The following is a 15931-nucleotide window of genomic DNA, read 5'->3' on the forward strand; positions in this document are numbered from 1 at the left end:
CACGCTGCCTTGTCTGCGGGTTTGCTCACAAAACCAATCTGTCTACAAGACTTTACCCTCCAGATTCTACTCGGCAGTACATATGTACGTCAATTGATGAGAGCATCAAGAGATAATAATTGAATAACCATTTAATTTCTTGGTGATTGAGGTATAAAGGGTGAAACTGGCTTTTATCATTGATCCCATCCATCTACTTGACCCGTGTCATGATACCAGTGTTGCCCTAATTGAAGCAGCGCAAATCCTGGGGCACGAAGTTTGGGTGACTCAAGCAAATTTGCTGAGTGTGGCGGAGGGCAAAGCTTTAGCTGTTCTACAGCGAGTTGAAGTTGTACCAGTGCAGTTGGTAGAGGGACGCTGGGTAACGGCGAATCTTTGGTATAAGTTAAGCGATTCCTCCTTAACTTCTTTAGAGACAATGGACGCCGTATTTATGCGGACAGATCCACCTGTCAATGATTCCTACCTCTATGCCACCTACATTCTGGATTATATTGATCAAAATAAAACCCTGGTGATTAACAGTGCCAGTGGCATCCGAGGGGCAAATGAAAAAATGTACGCCCTTCAGTTTACCAAGGCGATTCCTGAAACGATTGTCAGTGCTGATAAGCAGTTTATCCGGCAATTTGTGGAAGCAAAGGGGGCAGCAGTTCTCAAACCGTTGGGTAACAAAGCTGGCGAAGGAATTTTGTTTTTGCAATCAGGCGATCGCAATTTTAACTCTATTGTTGAACTCAGTACCCTCCAAGGTAAAGTGCCAGTAATGGTACAAACCTATTTACCAGAAGCAAAAGAAGGAGATAAGCGAATTATCTTGCTCAATGGTGAACCAATTGGTGCGCTCAATCGCCTCTCTAGTGGAACTGATTTTCGCAATAATATGGCAACTGGTGGTACAGTCGCTCAAACCCAAATTACGCCAAGAGAATATGAAATTTGTACCCAACTAGCTGAACGCTTACGCCAAGACGGCTTAATTTTTGTGGGTATTGACATTATCGGTGGCTACCTAACTGAAGTTAACGTCACTAGTCCTACCGGCATTCGTGAGATTGACCGTCTAGATGGTACTCACCTTGGTCATCAGGTTATTCAATGGATTGAACAGAGATTAAAAATCTAAAAATAATTTACATTTATTTTTTTTTGTTTGATGTCTGAATTCCCCAGCAAACAGACTTGCTTTGGGCGCTTGCGTGGGCTAGTTGCCTAAGCTACTTGTTTGAAGTAAATATATTTACTTGTACGGAATATGAGTTTAGTGGATTGCAAGGGGTAGATGCATTGATGTCTACGATCGCCTGTGACGCTCGTGACCTCGTTCGCCCTTGGCGTTTTTCCTTGGGAGAAGATTTGCTAACACTGCGCTATCGGTGATGCATCCATAGTTGGGCAGGTATTTTTATTGTTTTGTTCTGAAAGCATAGCTGGACATACAAGCCAGTAAACTCCTGCCCAAATTCATTCTATAAAGTAGCCTTGACAAGTTTTTTTACCAATTGGCAAAATTGGGTATGGCAAAAGATTGCTTATCCCTGCCCTTGGTAAAACCCTGGTGGAAGTAGCAGATTTTATACAGCGTTCAGCCTGACCGGAGACTGCTAAGTTAATCTAAAATCTCAAATTCCAAATCTTTTAATTCCTTGGTGTACGTCGGTTTCTCAGAAAATCAGGGATATCTAATCCAGGTTTTTCCTTTGGTTCTGGAATTGGAGTTGAGGTTGGAGTTGAACTTGGAGCTGAGGTTGGGGGATTAACTGTAGGTTGCTGTGTTGTTGGACGCTTTGAAGTATTAGGTGTTACTCGAACGTTAGCTACGCTTTGTTGTACCGCAGCTTGCACTTCACCTGTAAATCCAGTGGCAATTACAGTAATTCTTACCTCACCTTGGAGCCTGTCATCAATTACAGCCCCAAAAATAATATTGGCGTTGGGATCGACTACCTCATAAATTGCTTCTGCCGCTGCATTAACTTCATGCAAAGTCAGGTCAGTACCACCTGTAATATTAAATACAACTCCTCTAGCACCTTCAATAGAACACTCTAGTAATGGTGATGAAATAGCTGCGATCGCAGCTTCTCTGGCTCTAGATTTTCCAGAACTAACGCCAATTCCCATCAATGCCGATCCCGCATCTGCCATAACTGCTCGGACATCAGCAAAGTCAACGTTTACCAAACCGGGGATCGTGATGATATCAGAAATACCTTGCACCCCTTGTCGCAGTACATCATCTGCATAACGAAAAGCCTCTTGCACAGGCGTTTGTTCGGGGATCACTTCCAGCAGTTTGTTGTTAGGGATAATGATCAGTGTATCTACTCTACTTTTTAGTCCTTCAATACCTTGTTCTGCTTGACTGGTGCGGCGGCGTCCCTCAAAAACAAATGGACGTGTGACTACACCAACAGTGAGGGCACCCATTTCTTTGGCCACTTCTGCCACGATTGGTGCTGCACCCGTCCCAGTACCACCCCCCATACCAGCAGTGATAAATACTAAATCTGCACCCTCTAAAGCCGTAGCAATTTCGTCCCGTGATTCCTCAGCTGCCTTTTGACCGATCGCAGGATTACCACCTGCTCCTAAACCCCTCGTTAGCTTCTGCCCAATTTGCAATCGACTTGGAGCGCCAGCTAAGGTAAGAGCTTGGGCATCAGTATTAATTGACCAAAACTCTACGCCAGAGACATCAGACTCGATCATGCGGTTAACAGCATTGCCACCACCACCACCGACACCAATCACTTTAATGTTGGCGACCCGACCAGGAACAATCTCACCAATTCGGCTATTTTCCGGAGAAATTTTTTTATTATCGTGATTTTGCCCGAAATTCAGCCCAGAGTTATTAAAGGGATTGGTCGAGTTCACTGCCAAAGAGAACCCCGGCTGTCCCGTAGATTGGGAATTTTTATAGTTAAGTCCTTGGTTATTATCAAGTGTCATTGGATTTGTAAAAGGGTAGATAAACGACTTTTTCAGGTGTTATTCACCTAAGAGTCAACTTTAGTTTGACAATGCCACAATAATATGGCGTTGTTCTTTATTGTTTTCACTACTGCCAAGCCTAACAGAATTGGCAGTGCGAAAATTTGCTATGGGATGAGCTTTTAACACAGCCGATCGCACAGCCAATTCTAGAGAAGTATACCTATATTCATCTAAAACTGACCTGTATAACTTCAACCAGACATTAATCTCTTGATTATTCTCAGCGGCGGGCATAACTTGTAAAGACATACTACAGCGTATCTTCTCTGCCCCAATAATAATATTGTTAATAAGTTTTACCATTGGGCATAATTGCAGCTTTAGACACAAAATTTACCTTCTACTTACTTATGCTTAAGTTAAACTAAGCAAGAATTTACTTGTCAGACTATACCTGATTAATTTGTTGTTTGGGTGGTCTCAATGGACACTTTGTTGAAGCAATAGTCTATCCTACAAGAACTCTCACTAGTGCGGCCAACAAATCAAGATTTCCTAAGAGATTTCGTCACCTAATAGGAATTACAGCACAGAACAGTCCAAACTTATTGCCCAGAAGCAATGCTTACGCAGTTTTAGCTGGCATTTTTCGTTACAAATTGAAACTTCGGTAAACTGTCTTTGGAAGTGTCCTCAACAGACCAAAGCCAGAGCCTTTTTGCTTCTGCACTTGGATGGCGGCATAAACCGTTCCTTCAGTGACCTCTGCTCACGAGTCTGAATCTGAATGAAAAGCTCAAGCAATGTTCTCTTTTTTGCACTGGGTTTAGTCAAGGAATGTATGGGCAGAAGGCGTTTTGTACGCTATAGACCATCATTAGACTGTCTGACATTTTGCACCCTACTATTAGATGTTAGGGTAACAATTGAGGTTCTGTTACTCGCAATAGAGATTTTATGATTGATTTTCTCATTTTAATTAGAAGTTAATGCCGATTTTCGGGCGATTTGCTGGAAAACTGAAAATAATAAATATATTTATCAGCATAAAGCTTCTTAATTTACTAGGAACTATCAAAATAATAAACACGCTAGATGTTTTTAGGAATTTTGGGAGTTAATTTTTCATCTTTTTGGTTCATTTGTACTAATGGAAGTTCAGGATTTTTCAGATCGATATACTCTATTTGACCAGAATTAAATTTTGTTGCTAAATGACGCATTTGGGCGAGTACCTTAATTTGTTCAGACAATTGGGGACCCTGGAACACCAAGATGCACATTTCCTAATTCTGTTTTCAAAATTAAATTTGTTGGATTTTGGCAATCAATTTCCATCACTTTCACGGGACTTTGGCTCACAGCTTCATGGAGTTGAGTCCAGTAAAGACAGTATTGATTTGGCAAGCCAATTACTCTGAGATTGGGTAATTTTCTAGTAGGATTCAGTGATGTATATTTTTCTAAAGGCATCCAGGCCCCACTTGCATCTAGTAAGCCGATTGTTACTTTTTTGTTGCCACGTGTTTGAGTTACTGCTACAGGTACTCGTTCTTGGATTTCAATGGTTAATCCAGGAGGAAATAGGCGGCGTCTGACGATCGCTTGGGCAATAGTTGGCTGTTTTTTCAAAGAGTTAGCGATCGCTGACGGTTCAATCCGCCACAAAGACTGAGGATAAGATAGCACCAACAATGACTGAGCTGTTTGATCCGACAGCAATTTATTACCTGATTTGATCGCTATTTGTTTGGGAGCCTTTAGCATCCACATCGGTTGGACTGCCATCCACAACAATCCAGCCGCCAAACCAGTAATGGCAAAGGTTCGCCAAATAGCTTGAATAATTCTCATCTGCCGCTGCCGACGCAATTTCTGACGACGCTGGGCTAGATGCGTGCGGGAAACTGATATTATGCCAGCCATTCACACCCCTTTTTGGTTGCAATCTAAATTCTTTGACAAGCTCGTATCATTATTAATTTCAGTAAACACTGTTGGCATTTTTGAGCCGCTCTCCTCAAGACTTTTTTTATTTTTAATAACACTTTACAGTAACTACACAATGATTATGGCGCTAGTAATTAGTCCTATTAAAGTTTCCGGTGTCCATTTTTAACTGACTGTAGTCTTTTTGACAAGTTATTTTTGAAGATTTTTCCTTAAAGATTACAAAATATTAATTGACATGTGTGGGATTTTGCTTTCTTGACAAATAGAATGTGAAATGATAGATAGGTATTCCTGGATCTCTGTATACCTTGCTATAATTCATACCAGTCACACTCATCAGCTATCCAAACTGAGAACCATGAAAATTTGTAGCTTTTTTTACTTAATTCCTCAGCCATATAATTTTGTGGCAGGTCGAACAGAAGGGAGAGATTGTCAAAACCTCAATAGCAGGTGTAAAAAGGACAGATATGCTTAAGACCCGACAGGTCGAGCGGCACCAATAAAAGATGAAATCCTTGCCAGGTAAGGGTATAGGGGAAGTTCAGAAAAAATCAAGAAAAGTAAAAATAAGTGCGAACATAAACAAATTTCTTTGCACGCAACGCTGGCGCGAACGTCACTATACCCCACACCCTACACCCCACACCCCAAAGCTTTGTAGATAATGGGTTTGCATTATCTTAGTGCCATTTGCTATTAGGGTCAATTAAATCTCTGCCATACTACTGACAGTAATCTGGCAACAAGCGCTGTCTTTTGCGAGACACTACCACCTCGTTGCGAATCAATCCTCTATTTACATCCTAGATAGGGATTTATTGTATAAAAAATCCAAACTAAGCTGCATCTACATAAACCTCTACATACATGAAAACGACATTAAATTTGTCACGTTTTTATAAAGCATGTAACCCTAGCTACACGCTAAATATAAGTAACGAACTAGATCGGCAGTATTACATAGATTTTGCTGATGTACGTGGTTGCAAGATTGTCGAAGAATTGCAACGAACGATCGTTCGTATTTCTCCTGACGAGCCAACCTGTCAGTTATTTACGGGTCATATCGGCTGCGGTAAGTCAACGGAATTGCAGCGCCTTAAGACAGAACTAGAATTGGCAGGATTTCATGTGGTTTATTTTGAGTCCAGTCAAGACTTAGACATGGCAGATATTGATATCAGCGATATTTTACTGAGTGTAGCCCGTCAAGTCAGTGCCAGTTTAGAAGGGATTAGCATCAAACTCAAACCTGGTTACTTTACCAATTTGTTTAAAGAAGTAGGCGATTTTTTGCAAAGCCCCATAGAACTTTCTGGACAAGCAGAGTTGTCCTTGGGTATTGCCAAAATTACTGCCAAAACCAAAGATAGCACCCAGATGCGGAATCAACTGAGGCAATATCTGGAACCACGTACCAATAGTATTTTGCAGGCGATTAACGAAGAGATTTTAGAAAAGGCTGTTGAACAGCTAAAGCTAAGGGGTCAAAAAGGACTGGTAGTGATTGTAGATAATTTGGATCGAGTGGATATGCGTCCCTTAGCATCCGGGCGATCGCAACCAGAATATCTCTTCATTGACCGAGGCGAACAGTTACGCCGACTTAAATGCCACCTAGTTTACACAATTCCCCTAACGTTAATTTTTTCCAATGAGTATGAGACACTGAAAAATCGTCTGGGGGGAGGGATTGCACCAAAAGTACTACCGATGGTATTGGTGCGCCAAAGAGATGGCAGTGACTACGAACCAGGAATGTCGCTAGTGCGCCAGTTAGTTCTAGCTAGAGCTTTTCCAGAAGTTCCTTTGAATAACAGACTTTTATTAATTACAGAATTATTCGATCGCTCCGAAACCTTGGATCGTCTATGTCGCGTTAGTGGTGGTCACATTCGTAACTTATTAGGCTTACTTTATAGCTGCCTGCAACGACAAGATCCGCCTTTTTCTAGGGACTGCTTAGAAGCTGTGATTAAGGATTACCGCGACGATCTGCTATTAGCTATTGATGAGTCCCAGTGGGAATTATTGTTTGAAGTAGTACAGCAGCAGAGAGTTAAAGGTGAGTCTGACTATCAGAGCTTACTAAGAAGCATGTATCTGTTTGAATATCGCGATCCTGTGGGGCGCTGGTTTGGCATCAGTCCAGCCTTGGCAGAAACAGAAAAAGTTTTGGCTTGGCAACAAAACAAGTAACAGTCAATTGTCATTTGTTATTGGTCATTTGTTAGTGAACTAATGATTAATGCTGCATATCCAATGCCTAATACCCCATATCCAATGCCCAGCCCCATATCCAATGAGTAATGACAAACAGCTACGTGTCTACACCAAAGAAAATCAGCATACTTTACAAAGATTGATTAGAGCGATCGCACTTTCCGAAGGTCAATTTGCTCTGATTTTAGTTCGATGCAACTATGAGCGATTACGCGAGCAAATGTTAGAGAATATTCGCTCGAACACCAAAGAAATTAATATCAGAGAAATCGTTCTCAATCCATCAACTACTTCTTTACACAGCACAATCATCTCAGAACTATCTTTAGATAATCCTGCCGTCCTTACAGACTCTTTACCGTCTGCTGTCATGATTTTCGGTATTGAGTCAATTACCGACCTCGAAAACTTACTTACAGGTATCAACCAAGCACGAGATATCTATGCTGCTACTTTTCCATTTCCAGTGGTCTTGTGGCTACAGGATGAAGTAGCATCATTGCTTTCAAGATTAGCGCCTGATTTCAAAAGCTGGGCTGCAACCACTATTAAATTTGAAATGGCCAAAGTAGATTTAATTACTTTGATCTCTCAAGAGGAAGAATCTCTATTTGCCAAAGTTTTAGAAGCAGGTGCTGAAACGTTTTTATCTAACGCCTTCCTAGATTTAGATCCAAAATCCCAACACCGCCACGAAATAGAATCAGCGCGTAATGATTTACTACGCCTGTATGGCGTTAAATTAACACCAGGATTAGAAGCTAGTTTAGAATTTGTGTTGGGGCGAGATAAATACGCTAACGATCAAATTAATGGTGCTTTAGCCAATTATCAAAGAAGCCTAGCATTGTGGCAGCAGGAAGCGAGGAGAATAGCAGAGTGGGAGAGTAATTCTTCTTTGCCCCTCTCATGTCCTCAACCTATGCCCTCCTCATCTTTACTTAAGCAAGCAATAGTACTATTCCACTTGGGGCTTTGTTATCACCGAATGGCAGACTTATACCAGAATACTAGTAGCTATTGCGAACATGCCCTGTCGTGGTTTAAACAATGCTTGGAGCTATTGGAGGAGGTACAAAGAGAAGACTTAGTTGCTAAATTCATTTTGCCTGCTTGTGAAATGCTACAACGTTTACAAGCCTGGAATGACTTAAAAGAATTAGCTCAAAAGTCATTACACCTACATAAAATTTATGGAACTCCCGCACAAGTTGCTCAAAATTATGGTTTTTTGGCAAATGTGGCGGCTTCAGAATCGAATTGGGTACTGGCTCATGAATTAGCCAATACAGCGCTTTCTATCTCTGAAGAAGTAACACAAGTTTCTTTGCGAGACGCTTTGCGAAGACGACGACAAGAAAGTTGGTATCTTCTGTTGCTAGCACGCACACAACGGCATTTGGGTGAGTGCGAGGAAGCTATCAATAACTTAGAATGGGCGAGGGTAGTTTGTGAGCTACAACATCAGCCATTACTGTACTTAGAGATTTTAGAGGAACTGCGATCGCTTTACTTTTTTGAGTGTCATAACTATACAGAAGCCTTTAAGCTGAAGCAAGAAAAAATTAAAATAGAACATCAGTATGGCTTTCGTGCCTTTATCGGAGCAAGTCAATTACAGCCACAACGCCCTAGAATTAATCCAGTACTAGAATCTCACAAAATACCGTTTATTCCTGAAGAAATTGCTCAAGAAATATCTGCTTCTGGACGGCAACAAGATGTCAATCGCTTCATTGAAAGAATTGCCCGCGCAGACTACAAACTCACAGTTATTTATGGGCCATCTGGTGTAGGGAAAAGTTCAATTCTCAAAGCTGGTTTAGTCCCAGCACTCAAGGGAAAAGTTATCGGTGAACGCATTCCTATACCGATTGTTTTGTCTGTTTATACTGATTGGATAACAATCTTGAGTAGCAGTATCAATCAAGCATTAGCATACACAGGAATATCGGTTAATATTGACTCTACACCCACCATAATACTAGAAAGAATTCGGCTAGCATCTGAGCGCAATTATACAATAGTTATCATATTAGACCAGTTTGAAGAATTTTTCTTTGTTAGTAATCCTCCTACACAAAGAATAGAATTCTATAAATTTTTTAGTGAATGTTTAAATATTTCTTATGTAAAAATTATTCTTTCATTACGAGAAGATTACTTACATCATTTGTTAGAGTTTGAACGTTTGAGCCAGAAAAATAGTACTGGTTTATATGATTTAGGAGTAATTAATAAAAATATTCTTGATAAGGATATTCGCTACTATTTAGGAAAATTCTCTAGCCGAGATGCCAAAGCCATAATTCACAGTCTTACTCAACGTTCACATTATGAACTAAGTGAGGAATTGATTAACCGATTAGTCCAGGATTTGACAGGAGAACTAGACGAAGTACATCCAATTGAATTACAAATAGTCGGTGCTCAACTACAAATAGAAAACATTACGACACTTGCAGAATATAAGCTTTGTGGTGGCTCGGCAAAATTAGTGGAACGCTGGTTAGGGGAAGTTATCAAAGATTGCGGTCAAGAGAACGAAGATTTAAGTTGGAAATTATTATTTGAATTAACAGATGAAAAGGGGACGCGACCTTTAAAAACTAAAGCTGATTTAGCAGCTGCATTAGTTAATAATTATAATATAGATACGATATCAAGCTTTGACAAAGTTGGAGAACTGATTTTAGAAATATTGGTGGGTTCAGGCTTGGTATTGCGAGTCAGAGAAGAGTTAGGCGATCGCTACCAGTTGGTTCACGATTATTTAGTTGAACCAATTCGCCAAAAGAACAACTATGGTATGCTCGCCGAATTAGAAAAAATTAAACTTGAAAAAACTAGAGCCGAAGCAGCCCAACAACTCAGTCAAAAGCAACTAAATTTGGTATTGCAACGACGACTGCGGGAAGCACGGATAGCAGGTGCAATCCTAGCAATTATGGGGGGAACAATAGCAGCATTATGGTGGCAAGCCGACTTACAAAAAAGAGCAGCAGTCCGCCAAACTCTACGAGCTGAACGTAGTGAAACCAACTTACAAATTAGTGCGATCGCTGCTGCTAGCGAAGCTCTGTTTGCATCTAATAAAGAATTTGATGCCCTCCTAGAAAGTCTACGGGCTTGGAAAGGACTTAAACAAGCTGATGGAGTTCAGCCAGATACCCGAATGCGGGTAGTAACAGCACTGCAACAAGCAGTTTACGGGGTAACTGAGGTTAACCGCCTGGAAGGGCACACTGATGTTGTCTGGGGAGTAACTTTTAGCCCAGATGGTCAGTTGCTAGCATCAGGCAGTAAAGATAAAACAGTGAAACTTTGGCGTCCTGACGGTACCTTACTCCAAACCCTCAAAGGTCACACTGGTGCTGTTACCTGTGTAAGTTTTAGCCCTGATGGTCAAACCCTAGCGTCCGCCAGCATTGACAAAACAGTGCAAATCTGGCACAAAAACCCGGTTACAGATGAATTTGACCCTAAACCATATAAAACCCTGAAAGGATACGGAGATTCGGTTGACAGCGTTAATTTCAGTCCTGATGGTGAGTTGTTAGCTACTGGCGGTAAGGATACAACTGTAAAACTTTGGCACAAAGACGGTAGCCTAGTAAAAATACTGAGAGGACATCGAGGGTGGGTTAACTGGGTAAACTTCAGTCCCGATGGTCAATTCATCGCCTCGGCCAGCGACGACAAAACAGTAAAAATCTGGCGACGGGACGGTAGCCTTATTACAACTTTGCAGGGACATCAACAAGCTGTAATGATAGCTGTTTTCAGCCCAGACGGTAAATTCTTGGCCTCAACAGGTCGAGATAAAACAGTGAAACTTTGGCTCAGGGAAAGTAACAGCACTAAAGACAGTTTTGACTTTCGTCCTTACAAAACTTTACGGCAGCATCGCAGTACAGTGTGGAGTTTGAGCTTTAGTTCCGATAGTAAAAAGTTAGCTTCCGCTGGTGAAGATAAAACCATAAACCTTTGGAGTATTACTGGTACTTTACTCAAAACCTTCAAAGGACACAGCGATGATGTTGTCAGCTTAGCTTTCAGTCCAAAAAACAAATTGCTAGCTTCAGGAAGTTTCGACAAAAGTATAAAACTATGGAGTTTAGATGCTCCCAGACCGTCTATTCTTCAAGGGCATCGGAAGCGAGTTTTGAGCGTTGCTTGGAGTCCCGATGGCCGGATGCTAGCTTCTGGTAGTCGCGATCGCACTGTCAAACTTTGGCAAAGATACACCAGCAGTGGTGAGGTCAAAACTCGACTTTACAAAACTTTGGTGGGGCACACAAATGAAGTTACTAGTGTCAGTTTTGACCCCAAAGGTGAAATGCTGGCTTCAGGAAGTTTTGACAAAACAGTGAAACTTTGGCGGTTAGACGGTACTTTAATCATGACTCTCCACGGGCATAGTAATAGTGTGATGAGCGTGAATTTCAGTCCTGATGGTCAGTTTTTGGCTTCAGCTAGCAAAGATAAAACAGTGAAACTTTGGAACCGTGAGGGCAAGTTGCTCAAAACCTTAGTGGGGCATCAGGATGCTGTAAATAGTGTAAACTTCAGCCATAATAGTCAAGTTTTAGCCTCTGCCAGTGATGACCAAACTGTTAAACTTTGGCAACGGGATGGTACATTGTTAAAAACTTTCTCACCCCATGACAGCTGGGTGACAGGTGTCAGCTTTAGTCCCACTGACGAGTTACTGGCTTCTGCCAGCTGGGATAACACCGTAAAACTGTGGCAACGGGATGGGACGTTATTAAAAACCTTATTAAAAGGGTACAGCGATAGCGTCAATGCCGTGACTTTCAGCCCCAATGGTGAATTACTCGCCGCCGCCAATTGGGACAGTACAGTGAAACTCTGGAGTCCTGAGGGCAAGTTAATTAAAAGTCTTAATGGACATCGCGCTGGGGTATTAAGTGTCAGTTTTAGCCCAGATGGTCAAACACTAGCATCAGCAAGTACTGACAACACAATAATTCTGTGGAATTTAAATCTTGACGATCTGCTTGTTCGTGGTTGCAATTGGGTGGGTGATTACCTTAAGCACAACCACAATCTTGAAGAGCGCGATCGCCTTCTTTGTGATGGGATAATCCGTACAAACCCTTTTTAATTACAAATTACGAATTAGGTTAAAGCCTCAATGAGCAACCGCTCTTGGTTTAGCGGTTGATGAGGCGATCGGAGTTATTAATTCAAAACTAGAAATAAATTTCGAGCTAATCAGCCAATAGAGCGATCGCTCTCCAAAACTTCATGGCTATTTTCTTCGGGAGCCTCTTGTGGCAAATTCGCTAAAAAGGCTTGTAGCCTCATGCGCTCAATATAAGGCCAGCCCCCCTCAGACTCAATATCTTTCAGCAGTGAGTAAAGTTGGCGACGGTTAACAGGCAAACTTTCTTGAAAAACTCCATCCCGGATTTCTCGGTGTAACTGCTCTAATTGCCGCAGCAAAGCTAAAAGAGCTACAGTATCGCCTTCACAGGTTGTAGCGGCATCATACACTACAGTTGCGATTGCTTGCAGTTTACCAGACAACTTCTCTGATTTAATATTTTTGCGATCGTTCATGCCACCTTTTCCGTATAAATGAGGTCAACTCAAATTTACCGGAGATTTTTAATTTTCCCTAGTTTGTCAGTTGTCCCCCTGTTACTGCATCTCCTCATTTGCCCTAGTTAGGGGTGAATATAACTAGATTTGTATCTTTATCAAAAGCAATTGCGATCGCTCCAAAAAGAGCGTAGTAACCTTTAGCATAGGCTTTACAGAAGCTAGATGCGATCGGGACGAGACTTTCTTGGATTTTGAGAACTTTGATTTTGAGTTAAAAAAAATCGTATGATCTGGCTGATTTACCCATCCAACAATGGGCTGTATGTAGTGGCGTCACATACATGATACAAAAAGACTTGGGCGACGATGCTTTTGCGATAAGCAAGAGCAAAGTGCGAAGCAGATACCCCTGTTTGCACTTTTCAAGGCACAAGCATTTATGCTTCTCTGTGTGAGGCTTACTCATACACTCGCCCAACTTCAAACAAATGCCACCAACAGTAAAACTGCTGGTTTTTTGCTCCCCTAGTGACACACATCCAAAATGGATGCAGTGTTCTACTTAGTCTGGGGTTTACACTCCAAGCTCAAGAGAGCGACACGTTTAACTACGTTTAGCAGAGAAAAGTTTGAGCAGCGTCTGACAACTAGACACCCGAACACTTGCTTCAACTCTCTTAATCAGAGCAAAGCCGTGTCCGAACAAAGGTAGCTTTTCGCAGAGTAGCAGCTTCTCATCAGAGATCAAAGCTTCGATGCAGTTTTACAACTTAGATATTAATTTTTGAGATTGAGGTTGACCATGAGGTATCGCGCTTTAATTGTTGCATTCTTGGCTTTGTGCCTGGGGCTAATAACTGCTTGTAGTGATGCTCCTACTACCAGTAGTGGTAGAGATGTACTCACTTACGATCAAATTCGTGGCACTGGCTTGGCGAACAAATGCCCCCAACTAGCAGAAACAAGCCGTGGTTCCATTCCCATTGATTCTAGCCAGTCTTATACCATCAAAGAACTTTGCTTGGAACCAACTAGCTTCTTCATCAAAGAAGAACCTGCTAATAAACGCCAAGAAGCAGAATTTGTTGCTGGCAAATTGTTGACCAGATACACTTCCACCATTGACCAGGTGCAAGGTAATCTAAAAGTTAACGCAGATAATAGCCTGACTTTTAAGGAAACTGATGGTCTTGACTTCCAAGCCATCACTGTGCAACTTCCTGGTGGTGAGCGAGTACCTTTCCTCTTCACCATCAAAAATTTGGTTGCTCAAAGCCAACCCAGCTTGACCAGTATTAACACCTCCACGGACTTTGAAGGCAGCTTTAAAGTTCCCTCCTATCGTGGTGCTGCCTTCCTAGATCCTAAAGGTCGTGGTGTCGTCAGTGGCTACGATAATGCTGTAGCTCTCCCCGCTCAAGCAGATGATGAAGAACTGACCCGCACTAACGTCAAGCGCGCTGAAAATTTTAATGGCAAGATTTCTCTGCAAATCGCCAAAATAGACAGTTCTAGCGGTGAAATTGCTGGCACTTTTGAGAGCGAACAGCCATCTGATACAGATTTAGGTGCTGGCGAACCTAAAGAAGTCAAGATTCGTGGTCTATTTTATGGACGGGTTGAATCGACTCGTGGCTAAATCTTCAAAAGTTAAGGCAACTGACTGGCACTCAAAACGACAATTCTGTAAGTACCAGACTTGATCGCAAAAGTTAAACTATCCACCCTCTTTCAAAAAGAGGGTGAATAGATTTTTTACAAAAATGGGGAAAAGTTAAATCTGAGTAAAATTGGGGGCAAAATAACCTTGGCAATTGTGAAAATTCTTATCCCTCAGTCTTATGGGTGACTTGATTCATCCCTTTCACCTTTTCCCTTTCATTAAAACACTATAGACTTAAGTACAAAAAAGGGTGAGACGCCCTTTTTTTATTGCCTTGCGTAAATATACATAAGATTTTTTTAAATTATTAGTAATTTTTAACGATTGAATAAATTTCAGTGGAATGAGCACGTAATTTTACTGTAAATCGAACTTTTACTTGTGAAACAAAGCTCGACTACTGCTGTTTAGTTTCTCTAAATTAATTTCATCATTAATTAACTGAAGTTAAGTACAATCTCGGTTTGATATTTAGTGATTAATTTTATATTTTATTTCTATGTGGTTCTAAAAAAGCTACAAGTCATACCAAAGATAAATAACCAACTAAATAATAATTTCGCCCATCTAAATTTTGCTCGATTGTCAAGTAACCTATGGAATTTTAATAGAAAGTCTTTATTATCTACCATAGTATTTGTATGAAATATTGCGCAATATTTCATTTGATATCGTGCGATCGCAGCTGAATTTAAAAAGCGAATAATAATTGATTCTTTATTTGCTCAATAAACCCGGTGCTATGCCTACCACAGTCACCAATGAACTAAAGCACGAAATTTGGCAGTTGTTGCGAGAATATCAACAATCTCCGTCAGAAAACATTCGCAATCAACTGGTAAAACTCAATTTTGGACTTGTGAGAAAAGAAGCTCACTATTGGACAAATCAATGTCATGAAACCTACGATGATTTGCTCCAGGTTGGATGTTTGGGTTTAATCAGAGCTATTGAAAGATTTGAAATTTCTAAGGGACATGCCTTCAGTTCCTACGCTCTTCCCTATATTCGGGGTGAAATTCAACACTATCTCCGAGATAAAGGTGTCACCGTGCGAATTCCTCGGAAATGGTTAGCGCTCCAACAGCAAGCAATAGGAGTATCACGTTCTTGGCGTGAAAAACACAATCGTCAACCAACCGACTCGGAATTAGCGGCAGCACTGGAAATTTCTCCAAACGAATGGCAAGAAATTAAATTAGCATGGGTTAATCGCGCTCCCTTGAGTCTTGATGTGCCAATCCAAGATGGAGAAGAAGGTTCTACCTGCTTGGGAGAATTGGTTCCAGATCCTCACTATCGCAGCTTTCAACTGGCACAAGAAGACCAACTTCGCTTACAACAAGCTTTGGTTCAGCTAGAAAAACGCACCCGCGATGTGTTGGAATGTGTGTTTTTGCAAGATTTGACCCAAAAACAAGTTGCAGAACATCTGGGCATCAGTGTAGTAACGGTTTCCCGTCGAGTCAAGAAAGGACTGGATTTGATGAAAGAGCTTATGGGTGTGGCAGAAGATTGACTGCAAAAAACCAACCGCAGTTATACTGGGGATGCAGTGCTAAAAATAACCCTTGA

Annotated in this window: 9 protein-coding genes and 1 pseudogene; 6 read left to right on the plus strand and 4 right to left on the minus strand. The window is 41.3% G+C overall.

Translation table 11 applies throughout. The features are described 5' to 3' along the window. The first annotated feature begins 160 nt into the window (after positions 1-160). Together gshB and NSTCB13_RS02860 are read left to right on the plus strand one after the other, a co-directional pair. Positions 161-1129 carry a glutathione synthase gene (gene gshB, locus NSTCB13_RS02855; RefSeq protein WP_448271292.1) on the plus strand — a complete coding sequence of 323 codons (969 nt, stop codon included), beginning with the start codon at positions 161-163 and terminating at the stop codon, positions 1127-1129. Positions 1130-1224: 95 nt separating this feature from the next. Beyond that, positions 1225-1383 (plus strand): hypothetical protein, encoded by a 159-nt coding sequence (locus NSTCB13_RS02860; RefSeq protein WP_448271293.1) that lies wholly within the window; start codon positions 1225-1227, stop codon positions 1381-1383. Between the two features lie 258 nt (positions 1384-1641). Here NSTCB13_RS02860 and ftsZ read toward each other — a convergent pair whose 3' ends face one another. The 3 genes and pseudogenes from ftsZ to NSTCB13_RS02875 form a co-directional block, all read right to left on the minus strand. After that, on the minus strand, positions 1642-2958 hold the full coding sequence (gene ftsZ, locus NSTCB13_RS02865) for a cell division protein FtsZ (protein ID WP_448268600.1): 1317 nt from the start codon (positions 2956-2958) through the stop codon (positions 1642-1644). Between the two features lie 60 nt (positions 2959-3018). Beyond that, entirely contained in the window at positions 3019-3306 is a 288-nt protein-coding gene (locus NSTCB13_RS02870) for a hypothetical protein (protein WP_445629753.1), read from the minus strand. Positions 3307-4034: 728 nt separating this feature from the next. After that, positions 4035-4869 (minus strand): annotated as a pseudogene (locus NSTCB13_RS02875) (cell division protein FtsQ/DivIB). Between the two features lie 897 nt (positions 4870-5766). On the opposite strand from NSTCB13_RS02875, the gene NSTCB13_RS02880 reads away from it, so the two are divergent. Together NSTCB13_RS02880 and NSTCB13_RS02885 are read left to right on the plus strand one after the other, a co-directional pair. Then, on the plus strand, positions 5767-7098 hold the full coding sequence (locus tag NSTCB13_RS02880; RefSeq protein WP_448271294.1) for a P-loop NTPase fold protein: 1332 nt from the start codon (positions 5767-5769) through the stop codon (positions 7096-7098). Positions 7099-7201: 103 nt separating this feature from the next. Continuing rightward, positions 7202-12250 (plus strand): WD40 domain-containing protein, encoded by a 5049-nt coding sequence (locus NSTCB13_RS02885; RefSeq protein ID WP_448271295.1) that lies wholly within the window; start codon positions 7202-7204, stop codon positions 12248-12250. A gap of 110 nt (positions 12251-12360) precedes the next feature. Here NSTCB13_RS02885 and NSTCB13_RS02890 read toward each other — a convergent pair whose 3' ends face one another. Continuing rightward, complete coding sequence (locus tag NSTCB13_RS02890; RefSeq protein ID WP_445629749.1) at positions 12361-12708, minus strand: hypothetical protein; 348 nt, start codon at positions 12706-12708, stop codon at positions 12361-12363. Between the two features lie 787 nt (positions 12709-13495). Between NSTCB13_RS02890 and psbO the strand changes: the two genes are divergently transcribed. Both psbO and NSTCB13_RS02900 read left to right on the plus strand, forming a co-directional pair. Then, complete coding sequence (gene psbO, locus NSTCB13_RS02895) at positions 13496-14332, plus strand: photosystem II manganese-stabilizing polypeptide (RefSeq protein WP_448271296.1); 837 nt, start codon at positions 13496-13498, stop codon at positions 14330-14332. 766 nt (positions 14333-15098) lie between these two features. Further along, positions 15099-15875, plus strand: coding sequence for an RNA polymerase sigma factor SigF (locus tag NSTCB13_RS02900; RefSeq protein ID WP_322713663.1), 777 nt, complete (start codon positions 15099-15101; stop codon positions 15873-15875). The last annotated feature ends 56 nt before the right edge of the window (positions 15876-15931 follow it).

The organism is Nostoc sp. DSM 114160, assembly GCF_053470305.1.